Source organism: Trinickia symbiotica (assembly GCF_002934455.1).
Taxonomy (GTDB): Bacteria; Pseudomonadota; Gammaproteobacteria; order Burkholderiales; family Burkholderiaceae; genus Trinickia; species Trinickia symbiotica.
In genome coordinates this window covers 14,576-35,805 of the sequence record NZ_PTIR01000020.1, presented here as the reverse complement: position 1 = coordinate 35,805, position 21,230 = coordinate 14,576, and the positions used below count along the sequence as shown (strand labels likewise).

Below are 21,230 nucleotides of genomic sequence, written 5' to 3'. Positions count from 1 at the left end.
CGAGCCCACGCTCAGTCGTCGGTATAGACGACGCGATACCGAATGCCGACTTTCTCCCATTCGGCCGCTTCCTGAATCAGGCTGTAGTCGGTGAGCGGGTTGTTGGCCACCCACTCGTTCGGCAGATGCACTTCATACCCGCCGCTGTTCGTGTGCGCGACGCGGATGCCGGGCAGCCCGATATCGGCGCGGCGCCGGCACAGCAACGCGGCGAGCCGCAGGCAGAAAAGCAGCGGCCACTCCACGTCGCGCGCCTGTGAGAGCTTGCCGAGCTTGCCGGCATGGCCGAGCACGAGCGCCGCAAGGCGCGCCTGATCGGTGCGCGAGAAGCCCGGCATATCGGCGTTGCTCGCGATATAAGCCGAGTGCTTGTGATAGGCGCTATGCGAAATCGACAGTCCGATTTCATGCAGCGATGCCGCCCAGCGCAGAAAAATCCGCGCTTCTTCCGCGCGCTCGGCGTCGGGCTCGTCCCCGAGTTGGTTGAAAAAGTCGATGGCAAGATCGCGGATGCGCTCGGCCTGCGGCCGATCGACGCCGTAGCGGCGCATGAATCCCTCGACCGTCACGGCCCGCATATCTTCGTGTTGCGTACGGCCCAACAGGTCGTAGAGCACGCCGAGACGCAACGCGCCGTCGGTCGTATCGACGTAGTCGATCCCAAGCTCTTCGAATACGGCAAGCATGATCGAGAGCCCTCCCGCCAGGACCGGCACGCGATCGGGCTTGAGCGCCACGAGCTTGAGCCGGTTGACGTTCTCGGCCTTGATGAGCGCACGCTTGAGCCGCTCGAGCCCGACGCGCGAAATGCCATGCGTCACGCTTGGATCGTTGAAGCCGTTGGCCTCGACAAGCTCGGCCAGCGCGCGCGCCGTGCCCGATGAGCCGATCGCCTGATCCCATCCGGCCTGCTTGTACTCTCGCGAGATGATCTGGATTTCGCGCTTGGCGGCGAGCTCGGCCTGGCGCATCGTGTACTCGTCGACGTTGCCGGCCGGAAAGAACGCGCGGCTGTGGCTCACGCAGCCGATGTAAAGGCTCTCCATGATCAGCGGCGTGTAATGCGAGCCGATGATGAACTCCGTCGATCCCCCGCCGATGTCGACGACGAGGCGCTTACCGGAGATGGCGGGCACCGAATGGGCGGCCCCGGCGTAAATGAGGCGCGCCTCTTCACGGCCGGCGATCACTTCGATCGGGAAGCCCAGCGCCCGCTCCGCTTCGGCCAGGAACTCGCCCGCGTTCTTCGCAACGCGCACCGTGTTCGTCGCCACCGCGCGCACGTGATCGGGATGAAAGTCGCGCAGCCGCTCGCCGAACCGTTTGAGCGCCGCCCACGCCCGTTCCTGCGATGCGCGATCGAGCATCTTGTCAGGCGAAAGGCCCGCCGCGAGCCGCACGGGCTCCCTCAACGCATCGACTTGGTAGATCTGGCTGCCGGCCGGCGTCTCCTCGATGCGCCCGACAATGAGCCTGAAACTGTTCGAGCCGAGGTCGACGGATGCAAGCAGATGCGGGGTATTGGGCATGGATGAAAACGATTTCGTGCGCGAGTACGCCGCTGCTTCCCGAGCTCGGGCCGGCGATTCCACGACGCGGTTCAAAGTCGCCATTTTACGCATAGAGCGGGGACCTCCGATAAGCGCGCGCAGGAAAGCCGTCGCGTTTCTGTCAAGCGCATGAACTTCTTCGTCCAGCTATCTCAAAATTAGATCAGTTACCCGTAAAATTCGTGACAATAACCATTCATCGAAGCGACACCAAACTGTGAGAATTTCCGAGCGTCCGTTCATATCGCCCTCCGACCCTTCGCATTCCTCCTTGCCGATGTCGTTGCGTTATCCCCTGCTCAACCGCGAGTTGGGCATCCTAGGTTTCAATGAGCGCGTGCTCGCGCAGGCGGCGGATCCGTCCGTGCCGCTGCTCGAACGCCTTCGCTTTATTTGCATCACCAGCAGCAATCTCGACGAGTTCTTCGAAATCCGGATGGCGGGGCTGCAGGAGCAGATGCAGGACAATCCCGGCTCGCTCTCACCCGACGGCATGTCGCTCCAGCATTGCTACGATCTCGTCGTCGAGCGTGCGCAAAAGCTCGTGCACCGGCAATACCGGCTCCTGCACGAAACCGTGCTGCCCGCCCTCGAGGAAGAAGGCATTTATTTCCACGGTACCGATAGTTGGACCGACGAGCAGACGCAGTGGGCGCGCCGGTATTTCGCCAACGAGCTTTTGCCGGTGCTCACGCCGATCGGCCTCGATCCCGCGCATCCATTCCCGCGCGTGCTCAACAAGAGCCTCAATTTCGTCGTGGAACTGGAAGGTAAAGACGCCTTCGGCCGCCAGGCCGTCATGGGCATCGTCCAGGCGCCGCGCGCACTGCCGCGGCTCGTGCAGATGCCGCAAGAACTTTCGGGCTTCGCCTATGGCTTCGTGCTGCTGAGCTCGCTCTTGCAGCGCTTCGTGAACGAGCTGTTCCCGAATCTCATCGTGCGCAGCTGCAATCAGTTTCGCATCACGCGCAACAGCGAGCTCTTCGTCGACGAGGACGAGATCACGAACCTGCGCGTCGCATTGCAAGGCGAGCTGCCGGCCCGCCACCTCGGCAACGCGGTGCGCCTCGAGGTCTCGGCAGAGACGCCGGTTCATATCGTGCGGCGTCTGCTCGACGAGAGCGGCCTCTCGGAGAAGGATTGCTATCACGTCGACGGGCCAGTCAATCTCGTGCGGCTCATGCCGTTGCCGGAGATGGTGGACCGTCCCGACCTCAAGTTCGTCCCCCACGTGCCCGCCACGCCCGACCGGCTCGTGAAGACGGCGAATCTTTTCGATGCGATCGATCAGGGCGATGTCCTGCTGCATCATCCGTACGAAAGTTTTCAGCCCGTGCTCGAGCTGCTGCTGCAGGCCGCTCAGGATCCGAGCGTCGTCGCGATCAAGCAGACGATCTATCGCACGGGCACGGATTCTCCGCTCATGAACGCGCTGATGCAGGCGGCGCGCAACGGCAAGGAAGTGACTGTCGTCGTCGAGCTGCTCGCGCGGTTCGACGAAGAGACCAACATCAACTGGGCCTCGCAACTCGAAGCCGTTGGCGCCCATGTGGTGTACGGGGTGGTCGGCCATAAGTGCCACGCGAAGATGATGCTGATCGTGCGCCGCGTCACCGAGAACGGTAAATCGGTGCTCAAGCGCTACGCGCATCTGGGCACGGGCAACTATCACCCGCGCACGGCGCGGCTCTATTCGGACTTCGGCCTCATGACGTCCGATCAAATGATCTGCGAAGACGTGCACCACGTCTTTCAGCAGCTGACGGGCATCGGCGGCGAGCTCAAGCTGCACGAGCTGTGGCAATCGCCGTTCACGCTGCATCCGAAGCTAATCGATGCGATTCGCGCCGAAAGCCAAAATGCGCGCGCGGGCAAGAAGGCACGCATCGTCGCGAAGATGAACGCGCTACTCGAGCCGACTGTCATCGCCGAGCTCTACGAAGCCTCGCAGGCAGGCGTCAAGATCGATCTGATCGTGCGCGGCGTCTGCTCGTTGCAGCCGGGCGTTGCGGGACTGTCGGACAACATCACCGTGCGTTCGATCGTCGGGCGCTTCCTCGAGCATCACCGCATCTTCTACTTCTTCGCGAACGGCGACGAAAAGGTCTATCTCTCGAGCGCCGACTGGATGGACCGCAATTTCTTCCGGCGGGTGGAAGTCGCATTCCCGATCAAAGATCGGCGTCTCAAGCGCCGCGTGATCGCGGAAGGGTTGTCAGCGTTCCTCGGGGACAATCAAGCGGCGTGGATCATGCAAAGCGACGGTCACTATCGGCGCTCGCGCCCGGGCAAGACTTCGCGCAACGCACAGGCGAGCCTGCTCACTAAGTTCGGTTGCTAGCGCTCGCTACGCGTGAATGGTCTGTCGCCGCACGCTACGCTGCGGCGGAAAGCGGACGGTGAATGTGCTGCCGCGGCCCTCCTCGCTTTTCACGTCGAGGAGGGCATCGTGCCGTTGCAGCACATGTTTGACGATCGCGAGGCCGAGCCCGGTGCCGCCCGTATCGCGCGAGCGGCTTCGATCGACTCGGTAGAAGCGCTCCGTGAGCCGCGGGATGTCGGCCGCCGGAATGCCGAAACCGGTATCGCTCACGGAAAACGCCGCACGATCGCCGAAAAGCCGCCATTCGACTTTGATCGATCCGCCGTCTGGCGTATAGCGCACGGCGTTCGTGACGAGATTGCCGAGCGCGCTCAATATCTCCGTTTCCACGCCGGTCACGGTCAGCGTTTCTTCGACGTCGAATGCGAGCTTGTGGCGGCCGGCCGAAAGGGTCATCGCGTCGTCTTGCAGATGCCGCAGCACCGCGCCCATATCGATGGCCTGTTCGCCGGGCGATTTGATGTCGCCTTCGAGCTTCGCGAGCACGAGCAGATCGTCGACGATATGCCGCATCCGCGCCGCCTGCTGCTCCATCAGCTCCAGATAGCGAGCGCGATCGTCTTCCTCGAGCGGGATCTCACGTAGCGTTTCCAGAAAGCCCGAGAGCACGGTCAGTGGTGTCTTCAACTCGTGCGAGACATTCGCGACGAAGTCGCGCCTCATCGAATCAGTTCGTTCGAGCTCGGTGATGTCGTCCGACAGCACGAGCTTGCGATTTTCTCCATACGGAAACACTTGGACCGAAAGCGTGTTCTGACGTTTCTCGCCCATGCCGCGCATGACGAGCGTCTCGTCGTACCGATGTGAATTCACGTAACGGACGAAGTCGGGATGGCGGACGATGTGCGTGACGTGCTGCCGCAAATCGCGTTTCGCGTCGAGGCCGAAATGCTGCTCGGCGATCGCGTTGCACCACTCGATCTGATCGTGATCGTCGAGCATGACAACGCCGTTAGGCGAAGCCTGAATCGCCTGAATGAACCGCGAGTGTTGCTGCTCGACCTGTCGCACCTGCGCGTGCCAGCGCTTGGCGAGCTTGTGCAGCCGATAGTAGATCTCGCCCCACACACCCGGCGCGCTGGGAACCTGCCCGTACACGGGCGCATCGAGCAGCTGCCAGAGGCGTTCGGTGTGATAGGTCGAGAAAAGGCTCTGCGCGACAAGCGCGATGGCGCCGAAGACGAGCGCGGCCTTGACGCCCGCGAATGCTGCGATGGCGGCACAAACGAGCGCCAGCAGCACGAGCGAGACGATCGAGCGCGCCCAGATGATGTTTATGCCACCACGTTTTTCCACGGCGAAGACAAGGTAGGGAACTTGCGGGCCTGGAGATCAGGCGGTCTTGGCCAGCCGATATCCGCTGCCGCGCACCGTCTCGATCATAGCATCGCACCCGGCCGGCTTCAGCGCGGCACGCAGGCGCTTGATATGGACATCGACCGTGCGCTCCTCGACAAAGACGTGATCGCCCCAAACCTGATCGAGCAATTGCGTGCGACTGTGCACGCGCTCCGGGTGCGTCATGAAGAAATGCAGCAGCCGGAACTCGGTCGGTCCGAGATCGAGCTTGATCTCGTTGCCGTCCGCATGAGCCGCGACACGATGCGTCGCCGGATCGAGCTTGAGGCCGTTGATGGCGACGACGTCCTCCGTGAGCTGAGGCGCCCGGCGGCGCAGCACGGCCTTGATGCGCGCCATCAGCTCCTTCGGCGAGAAGGGCTTCGTGACATAGTCGTCGGCGCCGATTTCGAGGCCGAGCACCTTGTCCTGCTCGTCACCCCGCGCCGTGAGCATGATGATCGGAATATGCTTCGTGCGTTCGTTGTTGCGCAAATCTCGCGCGAACGCGATACCAGACTTGCCGGGCAGCATCCAGTCGAGCAGGATGAGATCGGGTAGCACGTCGCTGATCAGCGACTGCGCCTGCTCCGCGTTGTAAGCGCGAATCGGGCAATGGCCTGCGTGCTGCAAGTTGATCGAGATCAGTTCGGAGATAGCGGGCTCATCTTCGATGATCAGAATGCTGCTCGGCATCGTCACCTCTTGACACGTTAACTAAGCGCTTCGCGCTCGAGCGCGTCGCGCGATTTGTGGCGCACGTCCGTGCCCTTCACGATGTAGATAATGAACTCGGCGATGTTCTTCGCGTGGTCGCCGATTCGCTCGATTGCCTTGGCGATGGTGAGAAACTCGAGCCCGGCGGAGATCGTGCGCGGATCTTCCATCATGTACGTCACGAGTTTGCGGACGAATGCGCGAAACTCCTCGTCGATGGCCTTGTCGTCGCGCACGATCTGAGCGGCGGCAGCCGTATCGAGGCGTGCGAACGCATCGAGCGCGCGGCGCAGGATCGACACGGCCATGTCGCCCGAAATCTTGATCTCGGCGATGTTCAACGTGCGCGCGGCGCCGTCTTCCATGACGCGCTTCACGCGCTTGGCGATCTTCTCGGCCTCGTCGCCCGCGCGCTCGAGGTTCGTGATCGTCTTCGAGATCGCGAGCAGAAGGCGCAGATCGCGAGCGGCCGGCTGGCGGCGCGCGATGATGTTGCTGCACTCCTCGTCGATCGCCACTTCCATCTGGTTGACCGTGTCTTCCTCCGAGATGACCTGATCGGCGATCGCCGCGTCCAACGTGTTGAGCGCCTCCATGGCGCGCGTGATCTGCGCCTCGACGAGGCCACCCATTTCGAGCACTTTCGACGAGATCAGATTCAGATCGGCATCGAACTGACTGGAGAGGTGCTTATCGGACATGTTTGCCTCCTACTCTGTTCATCAGCCGAAGCGGCCGGTGATGTAATCCTCGGTTTCCTTGCGGACCGGCTTGATGAAGATTTTTTCCGTATCGCCGAACTCGATCAGTTCGCCGAGGTACATGTATCCGGTGTAATCGGAACAGCGCGCGGCCTGCTGCATGTTGTGAGTAACGATGACGACGGTATACTCGTTCTTGAGCTCGGCAATCAGCTCTTCGACGCGCCCCGTCGAGATCGGATCGAGCGCCGAGCACGGCTCGTCGAGCAACAGCACTTCAGGACGGATCGCAATCCCGCGCGCAATGCAAAGACGCTGCTGCTGACCGCCCGAGAGGCCGTAGCCGCTTTGGCCGAGCTTGTCCTTCACTTCGGTCCAGAGCGCGGCCTTCGTCAGCGCCCATTCCACACGGTCGTCCATCTCCGAGCGTGAGAGCGATTCGAACATTTTCACGCCGAACGCGATGTTGTCGTAGATCGACATGGGAAACGGCGTCGGCTTCTGGAACACCATCCCAACGCGCGCCCGCAACAGCGAGATGTCGCGCTTCGAGGTGAGAAGGTTCTCGCCGTCCATCATGATCTCGCCCACGGCGCGTTGCTCGGGGTAGAGCGCGAACATCTTGTTGAACGTGCGCAGGAGCGTCGACTTGCCGCAGCCCGACGGGCCGATGAACGCCGTCACCTTCCCCTCCGGAATCTGCATATTGATATTCTTGAGGGCGTGGTACTTGCCGTAATAGAAATTCAAGTTGCGAATTTCGATCTTGGGCCTGACGGGAGCGAGCGCCGATCCGTCTTGTGCGGGATCGAAACCGGCCGGGACTGCCGGACGTTCGATCGAATGCTTGAGGTGACTCTCAGCCATATTCATAGTGTCGCTCCGCGGTTACTTCTTGCCGAACATCGCGCGCGCCAGGATATTCAATCCGAGCACGCCGAGCGTAATGATGAAGACGCCCGCCCACGCGAGCGATTGCCACTGCGCGAACGGACTCATTGCGAACTTGAAGATCGTGACGGGCAGGTTCGCAACCGGCTGCCCCATGTCGAGCGAAAAGAACTGATTCGACAGCGCGGTGAAAAGCAGCGGAGCCGTCTCACCGGCGATCCGCGCGACCGCGAGCAGCACACCCGTCACGACGCCGGCCATCGACGCCTTCAGCGTGACCGAGGAGATCATTCGCCACTTCGGCACACCGAGCGCGAACGCTGCTTCGCGCAGCGCATTGGGCACGAGCCGCAGCATATTCTCGGTCGTGCGAATCACGATCGGAATCTCGAGCAGCGCAAGCGAGATCGCACCGGCCCAGCCCGAAAAGTGCCCCATCTGAGCGACGACGAGCGCATAGACGAACAGGCCCACGACGATCGACGGCGCCGACAACAGGATGTCGTTAATGAAGCGCGTCACGCGTGCCAGCCATCCCTTCTGACCGTACTCGGCCAGATAGACGCCGGCCAGCACACCGATCGGCGTGCCCACGAGCGTCGCCACGCCGACAAGCATCAGGCTGCCGACGATCGCGTTGGCGAGACCGCCACCGTCGGTGTTGGGCGGCGGCGTCGATTGCGTGAAGAGCTGGACCGACAAGCCGCCGACGCCGAGCGTCAATGTCGTATAGAGGATCCAGACGAGCCAAAGCAGCCCGAACGCCATCGCGGCGAGGGAAAGCGTCAGGGCAAACGCGTTGACGCGGCGACGGCGACGCTGCAGCCGGTCGCGCGTCGCCTGCAGAACTTCGGGGCTTGCCGTGCCCGGCATCTGACGAGCGGGTTGGTTCATTTGGCCCCCTCGTTTTTCTCGAGGCGCTGCAACATCAGTTTCGAAATCGCCAGCACGATGAACGTGATGACGAAGAGGATCAGACCGAGCTCCATCAGCGCGGACGTATGCAGACCCGGCCCGGCCTCGGCGAATTCGTTCGCAAGCGCGGACGTGATGCTATTGCCGGGCGAAAACAGCGACACGTTGTTGAGCAGGTTCGTATTGCCGATCACGAATGTGACGGCCATCGTCTCGCCGAGCGCACGCCCGAGGCCGAGCATGATCCCGCCGATGACGCCGGTCTTCGTGAACGGCAGCACGATCTTCCACATGACTTCCCAGGTCGTGCAGCCGATCCCGTAGGCCGACTCCTTGAGCAGCACGGGCGTGACCTCGAAAACGTCACGCATCACCGATGCGATGTACGGAATAATCATGATGGCCAGGATGACACCGGCGCAGAGAATGCCGATACCGATCGGCGGCCCCTGGAACAGCGCGCCGAGCACCGGGATGGGGCCGAGCACTTTGCCGAGGGGCGCTTCGATGAACTGCGCGAAGATCGGCGAAAAGACGAGCAGGCCCCACATGCCGTAGACGATCGAAGGGATCGCGGCAAGAAGCTCGATGGCGATGCCGAGCGGACGGCGCAGCCAGGCCGGCGAAAGTTCCGTCAGGAAGAGCGCGATGCCGAAGCTGACGGGCACCGCGATGATGAGTGCAATGATCGAGGTCGCGAGCGTCCCGTAGACGGGAACGAGCGCGCCGTAGACGTCGCTGGGCGGATCCCAGTCCGAGGTCCAGAGAAAAGCAAGTCCGAACTTGTGGATCGTCGGCAGCGAAGCGACGATCAGCGAAACGATGATGCCGCCGAGCAGCAGCAATGTAACGATCGCCGATAACCAGGCAATGTTTTCGAAGATGAAGTCGCCGACGCGGCTCGGCGCACGCTGCGCGCGTTCGCCACCCGGGGGCGTCATCGAATTGAGTTGGATGTCGGACATGTATCCCGTTTCCTGTTGATGCGCTCGAGTCGCGCATCCGATGACGATACCCGGCAAGGCGACAGCGCCTTGCCGGGTCGATCCACTACCCGTTGGCTTACTCAGCCACCGACTTGCCCGAGGCGTCCTTCACGTTCGACTTCCACTGCGTCTCGATTTCCGACGTCACCGATTCCGGCAACGGGATGTAATCGAGGCTCGTCACCGCGTCGCCGCCGTTCTTGAAGCTCCAGCCGAAGAACTTGAGCGTCTCCGCGCCTTGCGCGGGCTTGTCCTGCGTCTTGTGCAGCAGGACGAACGTCGCGCCGACGATCGGCCACGCATTCTTGCCCGGCTCGTTCGTCAGGATCTGGTAGAACGACTTCTTCCAGTCGGCGCTTGCCGCAGCCGCCTTGAACGTGTCCGTATCCGGCGTGACGACCGTGCCCGCCTCGTTCTTCATCTTCGTGTAGACCATGTGATTTTGCTTCACGTAGGCCCACTCGACATAGCCAATTGCACCCGGCAAACGCTGCACGAAGGCCGCGACGCCGTCGTTACCCTTGCCGCCGGTACCCGTCGGCCAGTTGACCGTCGTGCCTTCGCCGACCTTCGTCTTCCACTCGTCGCTGACCTTCGAGAGGTAGTTCGTCCAGATGAACGACGTACCCGAGCCGTCCGCGCGGCGCACCACGGCGATCGCCGTGTCGGGCAGCTTGACGCCCGGATTCAGCGCGGCGATCTGGGGGTCATTCCACTTGGTGATTTTGTTCAGATAGATGTCGGCAAGGACCGGGCCCGACAGCGTGAGCTCGCCCGCCTTGATGCCCGGCAAGTTGATCGCCGGCACGACGCCGCCGACGACCGTCGGAAACTGAAAGAGGCCCTGCTTGGCGAGCTCGTCATCCTTGAGCGGCATGTCCGAGCCTGCGAAATCGACCGTCTTCGCTTCGATCTGCTTGATGCCGCCAGACGAACCGATACCTTGATAGTTGATCTTGCCGCCGCCCGACTTTGCGTAGGCATCAGCCCACTTCGTGTAAAGCGGTGCGGCGAACGTGCTGCCCGCGCCAGTGATGTCAGCGGCTTGCGCGGAGATCGCGAGAAGCGCCGCGGTAACGCCGGCGAACGCGGTCTGCATCAATTTCATGGAATAACCCCCAGTGGTGTGGTCGAGTGGTTTCGACACCGCGAAGATTAGGGCGTTATTGTGACAGTCATATGACAGAAAGTTGACCGCGCAAGCGCGCAAGCAATTGATTTTAGGAGAAATTCGTACAACTTGCCGATAAGTAAGACGACTTTACGCGCAATTGCGGCGCAAACAAACAGATTGGAATATGACAAAGGGTCGGAGCGCGACGGCCAATCGTCAAGCGGTTTCCTCCTCGACGACGCGCGCAATTTCCCGCGCGCAGCGAACGGCGTGCTCGCTGTGCCGCGCCTCGACCATCACGCGCAACACCGGCTCAGTACCCGACGCGCGGATCAGCACCCTCCCGTTGCCGTCGAGGGTCCGCTCTGCCTCGGCCACGGCCTGTGCAATCGCTTCACTGTGCTTCCAGTCCGCGCCGGGGCGCATCCGCACGTTGATGAGCTGCTGCGGAAACAGTGTCACATCCTTGAGCAGTTCGGCGAGCGTCGATCCGCTGCGCTTGATCGCGGCGAGCACGAGCAATCCCGAGACGATCCCGTCGCCCGTCGAGTGACGGTCGAGCGACAGAATGTGGCCCGAGCCTTCCGCCCCGAGCTGCCAGCCGCGCTCGCGCAAATGTTCGAGGACGTAACGGTCGCCGACCGGCGCGCGCACGAATTCGACGCCTTCCCCCTCGAGCGCAACCTCGACGGCCATGTTGGTCATCAGCGTGCCGACGGCCCCCGGCACCTTCCCGTCAGTCGCGATGCGGTCCTTGACGAGCACGTACAACAACTCGTCGCCGTTGTAGAGGCGCCCGGAGGCATCGACGATCTGGAGCCGGTCGGCATCCCCGTCGAGCGCGATACCGAGATCGGCGTGGTTCGCCTGCACCGCCCGCTCGAGCGCCTCCGGCGCCGTCGCGCCAACGCCGTCGTTGATGTTGAATCCGTTCGGCGCGACACCGATCGAGATGACATCGGCGCCGAGCTCGTGAAAGACGTGCGGAGCGATATGGTAAGCCGCCCCGTGAGCGCAATCGACGACGAGCTTGAGCCCATGCAGATCGAACGCCGCGGGAAACGTGCTTTTGCAGAACTCGATGTAACGCCCTGCTGCATCGTCGAGCCGCCGAGCCTTGCCGAGTCGCTCGGACGGCGCGCATTCGAGCGGCGTCTCAAGCTGCTGTTCGATCAGCAGCTCGACGTCGTCGGGCAATTTATTGCCGTCGGCGCTGAAAAACTTGATGCCGTTGTCGTAGTACGGATTGTGTGAAGCGCTGATGACGACGCCCGCCGCGAGCCGCAGCGCGCGCGTCAGATAGGCGACGCCGGGCGTCGGCATCGGTCCGGCCAGCATCACGTCCACGCCGGCCGCCGAGAAACCGGCTTCGAGCGCCGCTTCTAGCATATAGCCCGAGACGCGCGTGTCTTTGCCGATCAGCACTGTCGGGCGCGAGCCGGCCTTCGCCCAGCGATCCGCGCCGGCCAGCACCTTGCCTGCCGCATAACCCAGCCGCAACACGAACTCCGGCGTGATAGGCGCCTCGCCGACTTTGCCGCGAACCCCATCGGTACCGAAATAACGTCGTGCCATTGTCTTTTTTCCTCGTTCGTTCTTTGATCTCACGCTCTTCCGCTCGGAAGAGGCTTCCCTTCCGTCCGCGACGCGTCTCAGATCGCGTCGCGGACCGCTTTCCAGACCTTCAGCGCATCGACGGTCTCTGCCACGTCGTGTACGCGAATGATCGCGGCGCCCCGCTCGGCCGCTAAAACGGCACCCGCGACGCTCGCGGCGACGTTTTCTCGCGGCGTAGCACGCCCCGTCACCTTGCCGAACATCGATTTGCGCGACATCCCCGCGAGGATCGGATAGGGCGCGACGCCGGCAGGCACGCGCGGCGCCGTCTCCGCGAGATGCGCAAGCAGCGCATAGTTGTGCTCGATCGTCGATTTGCCGAAGCCGAAGCCGGGATCGACGCTGATCCGGTTGCGCGCCACCCCTTCACGCGCCAGCGTTTCGACGCGCTCGGTCAGAAACGCCCGGACATCGGCGACGACGTCGTCATATTCCGGCTTACCGCGCTGCATCGTCTGCGGCTCGCCGAGCATATGCATGACGCAAAGTCCGCACTGACTGTCGCGCACGGCGTCGATCGCACCGGGCCGACGGAAACCCCAGACGTCGTTGATGAGGTCCGCGCCTGCCGCGAGCGCGGCACGCATCACCTCGGGCTTGTAGGTATCGACGGAGAGCGGCACGCCCGCGTCACGGAGCGCCTCGACGATGGGGATGACGCGCGCGAGTTCCTCCTCGAGCGAAACGGGGGGAGCGCCGGGGCGCGTCGATTCGCCACCGATGTCGAGCATGTCGGCGCCTTCACGCACCATGGTCTCGGCCTGGCGCAGCGCATCGTCGCGCGCCGCATATCGGCCGCCGTCGGAAAACGAGTCGGGCGTGACATTCAGAATGCCCATCACCAACGGGCGTTCGAACGTCAGCGTGTGACGCCCGCACTGCAACGGCTCAGGGATGGTGCGTGGGGAAAGATCGGAACTGGACACGAACATCGGGGAAAGAAAGAGACACGCGAAGCGGCCTACACGCCAGCAACGCATCATCAACAAAAACGGGCCGGTGCGAAGCGTCGCACCGGCCCGTCATCTTGTCGCCGCCGACCTTACGCCGGTGCGGTCGCGCTGCCCGGCTTCACCTCGGGGCCGGGACTGCCGCTGCCGCCCGACGACGATGCGTCCGGCGCTACGCTTTTCGGCGAGCGAGGCGCCCGCCCGGCCATGATGTCGTTGATCTGATCGGCATCGATCGTCTCCCACTCCATCAGCGCCGCCGTCATCGCTTCGACCTTGTCGCGGTTCTCCTCGAGCAGGCGCCGAGCGAGCTTGTACTGCTCGTCGAGCACCCGGCGAATCTCGGAGTCCACCTTCTGCTGCGTCGCCTCGGAGATCGCGCGCGTGAAGCCCCGGCCGAACGGAGACGCGTCGTTGTCGTCGTCGGCGTAGACCATCGGCCCGAGCGCGTCCGTCATGCCGAATCGCGTGACCATCGCGCGCGCCGTCTGAGTCGCCTTGTTGAAGTCGTCCGACGCACCGGTGCTGATGAGGTTCAGGAACAGCTCCTCGGCAACGCGTCCGCCGAACAGGATCGCCAGACGGTCGAGCAGGTAATCCTTCGAGTAAGTCTCGTTGTCATGCTCGGGCAGCTGCCAGGTGACGCCCAGTGCGCGACCGCGCGGAATGATCGTAACCTTGTGCACGGGGTCCGACTTCGGCAGCAGCTTCGCCACCACCGCGTGACCCGCTTCGTGATAGGCGGTCGCGCGTTTCGCTTCTTCACGGATGACCGCCGACTTGCGCTCCGGCCCCATGAAGATCTTGTCCTTCGCGTCTTCGAAGTCCTGCATCTCCACGATGCGCTTGCCGCGCCGCGCCGCGAACAGCGCCGCCTCGTTGACGAGGTTCGCGAGATCGGCACCCGAAAAGCCCGGCGTGCCGCGCGCGATGACAGCCGCGTCGACGTCGTTGGCGATCGGCACCTTGCGCAGGTGGACCTTCATGATCTGCTCGCGACCGCGAATATCGGGCAGACCGACGTAGACCTGACGGTCGAAACGGCCCGGGCGCAGCAGCGCCTTGTCGAGCACGTCCGAGCGGTTCGTCGCCGCGATCACGATGACGCCTGAATTCGCTTCGAAGCCGTCCATCTCGACGAGCATCTGGTTCAGCGTCTGCTCGCGCTCGTCGTTGCCGCCGCCCATGCCGGCGCCGCGATGGCGGCCGACCGCGTCGATTTCGTCGATGAATACGATGCAAGGCGCATGTTTTTTCGCCTGCTCGAACATGTCGCGCACGCGCGCGGCACCGACGCCGACGAACATCTCGACGAAGTCGGAGCCCGAAATGCTGAAGAACGGCACTTTCGCCTCGCCGGCAATGGCGCGGGCGAGCAACGTCTTACCGGTACCCGGCGGGCCGACGAGCAGCACGCCGCGCGGAATGCGGCCGCCGAGCTTCTGGAATTTTTGCGGATCGCGCAGGAAGTCGACGAGCTCGGAGACCTCCTCCTTCGCTTCGTCACAGCCGGCTACATCGGTGAAATTGATTGCGTTGTTGTTCTCGTCGATGAGACGCGCACGCGATTTCCCGAACGAGAACGCGCCGCCTTTACCGCCCCCCTGCATCTGCCTCATCATGTAGAACCAGAAGCCGATGATCAGTATCGTCGGCCCCAGGTAATAGAGCGCGGAGACGATCGGGCTCGGTTCTTCATCGGCCTTGCCGCTCACCTGGACGCCGTACTTCATCAGATCGCCGACCATCCAGATGTCACCCGGCGACACGATCTGATATTTCTGACCGTCTGCGGGAGTGACCGTGAGGTTCCGCCCCTGAACGACGACACTCTTGATCTTGCCGTCCTTCGCGTCCGTCATGAACTGCGAATACGAGACGCCTTCCTGCACACGGGGCTTGTCGAACTGCTTGAACACCGTGAACAGCACCAGTGCGATCACGAGCCACACTGCTGCCTTCGAAAACATATTGTTGTTCAAAGCACCACTCCTTCACTATGACGGGCGCGCCTACATTTGCCTTGCGGCGCCACCAATGCATTCTAATCCAGTCCGTAGACCCCTGCCATAACGTTTCTCTACCGCGAAAATAGCCGTTTTTGTGCGCGTCAAGGCAATTTTTGCGCGCTTGTTACACATTTCGCGAGAAAAGAACGGGCGGGGCCCTCTTCGTCGGCAGGCCGAGTCCGTCGCCCTGTCCCGGGCAATTCCCCCTGGGAATCCCCCGCGGGGCGGCGACATGGGGCCGCTTGGTTCAGTCCGTATGTTTCAAAATCTTGCCCAGGATGAAAGTCTCCGACGATTTGTCGCGCGAGGCCTTGGGCTTGCGCGCGGCGACCGTTTTGAACTGACGCTTGAATTTCTCGACGATCTGACTATACCCGCTGCCGTGAAAGCATTTGACGAGCAACGCCCCTTCGGGCTTGAGATGACGCTGCGCGAATTCGAGCGCGAGGTCGCAAACATGCTCGATCCGGGCAGCGTCAGCCACGGCCACACCCGAGAGATTGGGCGCCATGTCCGAAATTACAAGGTCCACGCGACGCCCCGCCACCACCTCTTCCAGCTCCGCAAGGACGCTGTCCTCGCGAAAATCGCCCTGGATGAAGTGGACATCGGCGATCGGCTCCATCGGCAACATGTCGAGCGCGATGATCGTGCCGTCGATCCCGCCCTCGCGCACTACATCGCGACGCCCGCCCTGGGCCAGCTTGTTGCGCACGTACTGACTCCAGCTGCCGGGGGCGGCGCCGAGATCGACGATGATCTGGCCCGGTCGAATCAGCTTGTCCTGCTCGTCGATTTCCTTGAGTTTGTAGGCTGCGCGGGCGCGATAGCCCTCGCGCTGCGCAAGCTTGACGTAAGGATCGTTGATATGGTCGTGCAGCCACGACTGGTTGAAGCGGTTTTTTGCCATCTAAAAGAAACAGTGACTGCGTACGGCGTCGCGGCGGGGGGCTTTTGGCGGATAATACGCGTTTTGCCGGCTCGGCATGAACGCTCTTCGCAGAGCGTGTGCCGCCGCCCACATTTTAGTCGACTTGCCGATCTCCCAATTTTCCCTATGCCAGCCCTCAAAGTTTCTCCCGCGCAACGCGCTGAACTGCGCGCTCAGGCGCACGCTCTCAAGCCGGTCGTATTGATCGGGGCCGAGGGGCTGACCGAGGCTGTGCTGGCCGAAATCAAGGTCCACCTCGCCGCCCATCAGCTCATCAAGATCCGCGTGTTCAGCGACGAACGCGAAGCACGGACTGCCATCTATGAGCGCATCTGCGACGAGCTCGGCGCCGCGCCGATTCAGCATATCGGCAAGCTGCTCGTCGTCTGGAAACCGGCCGCCGTGCCCGAACGCAGCGCACAAAAAGCGCAACCAGCCGGCACGAGCCGCGCGAAGCGCCCGACGGCCATGCCGAGCGCCGGCGAGGCGGCCGCAGCCAAAGAGGCCCAAGGCGCCCCGAAAACCACGCGCGGCGCGGCGCCGCGCCTCGTCAAAGTGGTCAAGCAAACCGACAACCCGACACGGCGCCCGAAGCCGCAGACAGTTCTCGTGCGGGGCAACGAGCGTGTCACCGCGGGCGGAACGATCAAGCGAGCCAAAAAACGCCAAACCAGCGCGAAGCGTCAGCACCAGTCGGTCAAGTAACGCTCGTCATGGCCGGCGGTTCGCCGGCCGGCAGCTTCCAGACGAGCACGAGGCCCAACAGGCTTTCGATGAGGTAAATGACGGTCGAAACGCCGTGCAGCAGCCCAAAACGCGCCGCATAGGCCGAATGTCCCACGTCGACGCCGGCACCGAGCGCCGCGTGCCTCATGGCTTCCATGAACGGCTGCAGCGAGAAGTAGCCGATGAGTACACAGGCGAGCATCGCCGCCAACAGCCAGCGCAGTGGGCGGTAGCCCGTTGCGCCGCGGCGCACGAGCAGATTGCCGAGCGCCAGCGACAATACGCCGCAGAACACGCCGACGAACGCCTCGATCCGGAACAGCTTGGCCGCGACCGTGCCGGCGGCGATACGATCGAGCGTCGCAAACAGCGTCGGCGCGGCGGCATAGCCGATCGTGAGCAGGCTGCCGACCCAAATCACAATGAGGAGCCTGAATATGCGGTACGGAGCGACAGACACCTCGAGCGCTCGTCAGACGTAACGGACCGAAATGATTTCGTACTCGCGGACGCCGCCGGGCGCCTGCACTTGAGCGACGTCGCCGTCGGACTTGCCGATCAGCGCGCGCGCGATCGGCGAGCTGATCGAAATCAGCCCATGGTCGATGTCGGCCTCGTCGTCGCCGACGATCTGGTACGTCACGATATCGCCCGAATCGAGGTCTTCGAGCTGCACGGTGGAGCCGAAAACGACTCGGCCATCGGCATCGAGCAACGCCGGGTCGATCACCTGCGCAGCGGCGAGCTTCGACTCGATTTCGGCGATTCGTCCTTCGATGAATCCCTGTTTTTCCTTGGCCGCATCGTATTCGGCGTTTTCGGACAGGTCTCCTTGCGCGCGCGCCTCGGCGATCGAATGGATGACCGACGGACGCTCGACCGACTTCAGCCGCTGCAATTCGTCGCGCAATTGATCGGCGCCCCGCTTCGTCAGTGGAATGGTGCTCATAGACAGATCAGTAAGCAAAAAACGGCAATAAAAAAGCACCGCGGTTAAGTGCATCCCGTCAGGCGCCAATCGCCACCGGAGGGGACGCCGCTTAACCGCGGCATCGGGGGCCATGATTCGACCCCGCTCATATGAGTAATCGAAGGACTAGTTTAGGCGAGCGTGTAGCCCTTGTAAATCGTAGACCTCGAGGTTTTTCAGATAGCGCAGACCTTCGACGGCCGCGCGCGCGCCCGACATCGTCGTGTAGTAAGTGACCTTGTTCGCCTGCGCGCTCATGCGGATGGACCGCGAATCGGCGATGGCCGCGCGCGTTTCGTCGACGGTCGTGAAGACGAGCGCGATATCGCCGTTCTTGATCATGTCGACGATATGCGGCCGGCCATCCTTGACCTTGTTGACGACCTTCACCGGCACGCCCGCCGCCGCGATCGCCGCAGCCGTCCCCTTCGTCGCCACGAGCGGGTAGCCCAGCTCGTGCAGCATGCGCGCGACTTCGACCGCCTTCGTCTTGTCCGCATCCATGACCGTGAGCAATACCGTGCCCGATTCAGGCAGGCGCGAGCCGGCGGCGAGCTGCGACTTGAAGAGCGCCTCGCCGAACGTCTTGCCGACGCCCATCACTTCGCCCGTCGAGCGCATCTCGGGGCCGAGCACCGGGTCCACCGCCGGGAATTTGACGAACGGGAACACGGCTTCCTTCACGCTGAAGTACGGCGGCTCGACTTCCTTCGTCACGCCCTGCTGCTCGAGCGTCTGCCCGGCCATCGTCCGGGCAGCGATCTTCGCCAGCGCAAGGCCCGTTGCCTTCGACACGTACGGCACCGTGCGCGAGGCGCGCGGATTCACCTCGAGCACGTAGATGATGTCCTCGATCGACCCGTCGGCCGCTCTCGCCTGCTGGATCGCAAACTGCACGTTCATGAGGCCGACGACGCTCAGGGCGCGCGCCATCGCGGCCGTCTGACGCTTCAACTCGGCTACGGTCTCCCGGGAGAGCGAGTAAGGCGGCAGCGAGCACGCCGAATCGCCCGAGTGAACGCCGGCCTGCTCGATGTGCTCCATCACCCCGCCGATGAAAACCGCCTTGCCGTCGGAAATGCAGTCGACGTCGCATTCGATCGCATCATTGAGGAAGCGGTCCAGCAGCACAGGGGAATGGTTCGAAACCTTCACGGCCTCGCGCATGTAACGCTCGAGATCGCGCGGCTCGTGCACGATCTCCATTGCGCGTCCACCGAGCACGTAGGACGGCCGCACGACGAGCGGATAGCCGATCTCGTCGGCGAGCGCGAGCGCTTCGTCCTCGGTGCGCGCGGTCCGGTTGGGCGGCTGGCGCAGTTGCAGCTCCTTCAAGAGCTTCTGGAAGCGTTCGCGATCCTCGGCCGCGTCGATCATGTCGGGCGACGTGCCGATGATCGGCACGCCGTTCGCCTCCAGGTCGAGCGCGAGCTTGAGCGGCGTCTGACCGCCATACTGGACGATCACGCCGAGCGGTTTTTCCTTGTCGACGATTTCGAGCACGTCTTCGAGCGTCAGCGGCTCGAAGTAAAGGCGATCGGACGTGTCGTAGTCCGTCGACACCGTCTCGGGGTTGCAATTGACCATGATGGTCTCGTAGCCATCTTCGCGCATCGCGAGCGCGGCATGGACACAGCAGTAGTCGAACTCGATGCCCTGCCCGATCCGGTTCGGCCCGCCGCCGAGCACCATGATCTTCTTGTTCGAGGTGGGTTGTGCTTCGCACTCCTCCTCATAGGTCGAGTACATGTAGGCCGTTTTCGTCGCGAATTCGGCTGCGCAGGTATCGACCCGCTTGTACACGGGACGCACGTCGAGCTCGATGCGGCGGCGCCGCACGTCGGCCGGCGCCGCGCCGAGCAGTTTCGCAAGACGGCGATCCGAAAAGCCGCTTTGCTTCAAGAAGCGCAGCTCGTCTTTCGTCAGGCTTGCGAGCGAGCGGCCCGCGAGCGCTTTCTCCTTGCGTACGATTTCCTCGATCTGCGCCAGGAACCAAGGGTCGATCGCGGTCTCTTCAAACACCTCGTCGACCGTCATGCCGATGCGGAACGCGTCGCCGACATACCAGATGCGGTCGGGTCCCGGCTCGCCGATCTCGCGCACGATCTCGTCGTGGTTCGTCGTCTTTTCGTCGAGGCCGTCGACGCCGACTTCGAGGCCGCGCAGTGCCTTCTGGAACGACTCCTGGAACGTGCGGCCGATCGCCATCACCTCGCCGACCGATTTCATCTGCGTCGTCAGATGGGAATCCGCCTCGCGGAATTTTTCGAACGCGAAGCGCGGCACTTTGGTCACGACATAGTCGATCGTCGGCTCGAACGAAGCTGGCGTCTGACCGCCCGTGATCTCGTTCTTGAGCTCGTCGAGCGTGTAGCCGACGGCGAGCTTCGCCGCCACCTTCGCGATCGGAAAGCCCGTCGCTTTCGATGCGAGCGCAGACGAGCGCGAGACGCGCGGATTCATCTCGATCACGATGACGCGCCCGTCTTGCGGGTTGATGGCGAACTGAACGTTCGAGCCACCCGTATCGACGCCGATTTCGCGCAGCACCGCGAGCGACGCATTGCGCAGCAGCTGATATTCCTTGTCGGTGAGCGTCTGCGCGGGCGCGATGGTGATCGAATCGCCCGTGTGGATGCCCATCGGGTCGAGGTTCTCGATCGAGCAGACGATGATGCAGTTGTCTTGGCGATCGCGCACGACCTCCATTTCGTACTCTTTCCAGCCGAGCAGCGACTCTTCGATCAGAAGCTCGTGCGTCGGCGACAGGTCGAGCCCGCGCCGGCAGATTTCCTCGAACTCCTGACGGTTGTATGCAATGCCACCGCCGGAGCCGCCGAGCGTGAACGAAGGCCGAATGACGACGGGATAGCCGAGGCCGCCCGTTTGCGCCGCGATGTCGGCCTGCACCTTCAGCGCCTCGTCCATCGAATGCGCGACGCCCGATTTCGCCGAGCCAAGCCCGATCTTCGTCATCGCATCCTTGAACTTCTGGCGGTCTTCCGCCTTGTCGATCGCTTCGGGTGACGCGCCGATGAGTTCAACGCCATACTCGGCCAGGACGCCGTGATGATGCAGATCGAGCGCGCAGTTGAGCGCCGTCTGCCCGCCCATCGTCGGCAGGATTGCGTCGGGGCGCTCCTTTTCGATGATGCGCTCGACCACCCCCCAGGTGATCGGCTCGATATAGGTCACGTCCGCCGTGTTCGGGTCGGTCATGATCGTGGCCGGATTGCTGTTGACGAGGATGACTTTGTAGCCTTCCTCGCGCAACGCCTTGCATGCCTGTGCGCCCGAGTAGTCGAATTCGCACGCCTGTCCGATGATGATCGGCCCCGCGCCGATGATGAGAATGCTTTTGATGTCTGTCCGCTTGGGCATAACGCTCTCGCTATTGGATTCCTGGGTTCTCTGCTCTCGCGACGGGTGGCC

General features: G+C 62.9%; 17 protein-coding genes. 2 read left to right on the top strand and 15 right to left on the bottom strand.

The genetic code is table 11. The features are described 5' to 3' along the window. Positions 1–11: 11 nt before the first annotated feature. Complete coding sequence (gene ppx / locus B0G57_RS23990; protein ID WP_223258720.1) at positions 12–1,529, bottom strand: exopolyphosphatase; 1,518 nt, start codon at positions 1,527–1,529, stop codon at positions 12–14. A 298-nt stretch (positions 1,530–1,827) separates the two neighbouring features. Here ppx and ppk1 point away from each other — a divergent pair, with 298 nt between their 5' ends. Further along, on the top strand, positions 1,828–3,891 hold the full coding sequence (ppk1, locus tag B0G57_RS23985) for a polyphosphate kinase 1 (protein ID WP_018440718.1): 2,064 nt from the start codon (positions 1,828–1,830) through the stop codon (positions 3,889–3,891). 6 nt (positions 3,892–3,897) lie between these two features. On the opposite strand, the gene phoR is transcribed toward ppk1, so the two are convergent. From phoR to B0G57_RS23930, 11 genes are all read right to left on the bottom strand, one after another. Then, positions 3,898–5,211: a phosphate regulon sensor histidine kinase PhoR gene (gene phoR, locus B0G57_RS23980; RefSeq protein ID WP_026229672.1), complete on the bottom strand. Its 1,314-nt coding sequence runs from the start codon at positions 5,209–5,211 to the stop codon at positions 3,898–3,900. A 54-nt stretch (positions 5,212–5,265) separates the two neighbouring features. Continuing rightward, positions 5,266–5,967 carry a phosphate regulon transcriptional regulator PhoB gene (phoB, locus tag B0G57_RS23975; protein ID WP_026229673.1) on the bottom strand — a complete coding sequence of 234 codons (702 nt, stop codon included), beginning with the start codon at positions 5,965–5,967 and terminating at the stop codon, positions 5,266–5,268. 17 nt (positions 5,968–5,984) lie between these two features. After that, entirely contained in the window at positions 5,985–6,689 is a 705-nt protein-coding gene (gene phoU, locus B0G57_RS23970; protein WP_018440721.1) for a phosphate signaling complex protein PhoU, read from the bottom strand. Positions 6,690–6,710: 21 nt separating this feature from the next. Then, entirely contained in the window at positions 6,711–7,562 is an 852-nt protein-coding gene (gene pstB, locus B0G57_RS23965; protein WP_026229674.1) for a phosphate ABC transporter ATP-binding protein PstB, read from the bottom strand. 15 nt (positions 7,563–7,577) lie between these two features. Then, on the bottom strand, positions 7,578–8,474 hold the full coding sequence (gene pstA / locus B0G57_RS23960) for a phosphate ABC transporter permease PstA (RefSeq protein ID WP_020566183.1): 897 nt from the start codon (positions 8,472–8,474) through the stop codon (positions 7,578–7,580). Beyond that, on the bottom strand, positions 8,471–9,460 hold the full coding sequence (pstC, locus tag B0G57_RS23955; RefSeq protein ID WP_018440724.1) for a phosphate ABC transporter permease PstC: 990 nt from the start codon (positions 9,458–9,460) through the stop codon (positions 8,471–8,473). Before pstC ends, pstA begins: the two co-directional genes overlap by 4 nt. Positions 9,461–9,557: 97 nt before the next feature. After that, positions 9,558–10,589, bottom strand: a complete 1,032-nt coding sequence (pstS, locus tag B0G57_RS23950) for a phosphate ABC transporter substrate-binding protein PstS (RefSeq protein WP_018440725.1) — start codon at positions 10,587–10,589, stop codon at positions 9,558–9,560. A 222-nt stretch (positions 10,590–10,811) separates the two neighbouring features. Continuing rightward, entirely contained in the window at positions 10,812–12,170 is a 1,359-nt protein-coding gene (gene glmM / locus B0G57_RS23945) for a phosphoglucosamine mutase (RefSeq protein WP_018440726.1), read from the bottom strand. Between the two features lie 77 nt (positions 12,171–12,247). Continuing rightward, entirely contained in the window at positions 12,248–13,138 is an 891-nt protein-coding gene (gene folP, locus B0G57_RS23940) for a dihydropteroate synthase (RefSeq protein ID WP_085952718.1), read from the bottom strand. Positions 13,139–13,254: 116 nt separating this feature from the next. Then, positions 13,255–15,144: an ATP-dependent zinc metalloprotease FtsH gene (gene ftsH / locus B0G57_RS23935; RefSeq protein ID WP_026229675.1), complete on the bottom strand. Its 1,890-nt coding sequence runs from the start codon at positions 15,142–15,144 to the stop codon at positions 13,255–13,257. Between the two features lie 274 nt (positions 15,145–15,418). Continuing rightward, on the bottom strand, positions 15,419–16,081 hold the full coding sequence (locus B0G57_RS23930; RefSeq protein WP_018440729.1) for an RlmE family RNA methyltransferase: 663 nt from the start codon (positions 16,079–16,081) through the stop codon (positions 15,419–15,421). Between the two features lie 147 nt (positions 16,082–16,228). Here B0G57_RS23930 and B0G57_RS23925 point away from each other — a divergent pair, with 147 nt between their 5' ends. After that, entirely contained in the window at positions 16,229–16,807 is a 579-nt protein-coding gene (locus tag B0G57_RS23925; RefSeq protein WP_018440730.1) for a YhbY family RNA-binding protein, read from the top strand. Here B0G57_RS23925 and B0G57_RS23920 read toward each other — a convergent pair. The 3 genes from B0G57_RS23920 to carB all read right to left on the bottom strand — a co-directional run bounded on the left by B0G57_RS23920 (position 16,800) and on the right by carB (position 21,179). After that, positions 16,800–17,288 carry a DUF4149 domain-containing protein gene (locus B0G57_RS23920; RefSeq protein WP_035468623.1) on the bottom strand — a complete coding sequence of 163 codons (489 nt, stop codon included), beginning with the start codon at positions 17,286–17,288 and terminating at the stop codon, positions 16,800–16,802. The two genes, B0G57_RS23925 and B0G57_RS23920, sit on opposite strands and share 8 nt — an antisense overlap. A gap of 12 nt (positions 17,289–17,300) precedes the next feature. Next, positions 17,301–17,777 carry a transcription elongation factor GreA gene (gene greA / locus B0G57_RS23915; protein ID WP_018440732.1) on the bottom strand — a complete coding sequence of 159 codons (477 nt, stop codon included), beginning with the start codon at positions 17,775–17,777 and terminating at the stop codon, positions 17,301–17,303. A gap of 147 nt (positions 17,778–17,924) precedes the next feature. Then, a complete protein-coding gene (carB, locus tag B0G57_RS23910) occupies positions 17,925–21,179 on the bottom strand; it encodes a carbamoyl-phosphate synthase large subunit (RefSeq protein ID WP_018440733.1) in 3,255 nt (1,084 codons plus the stop codon). Positions 21,180–21,230 lie beyond the last annotated feature (51 nt).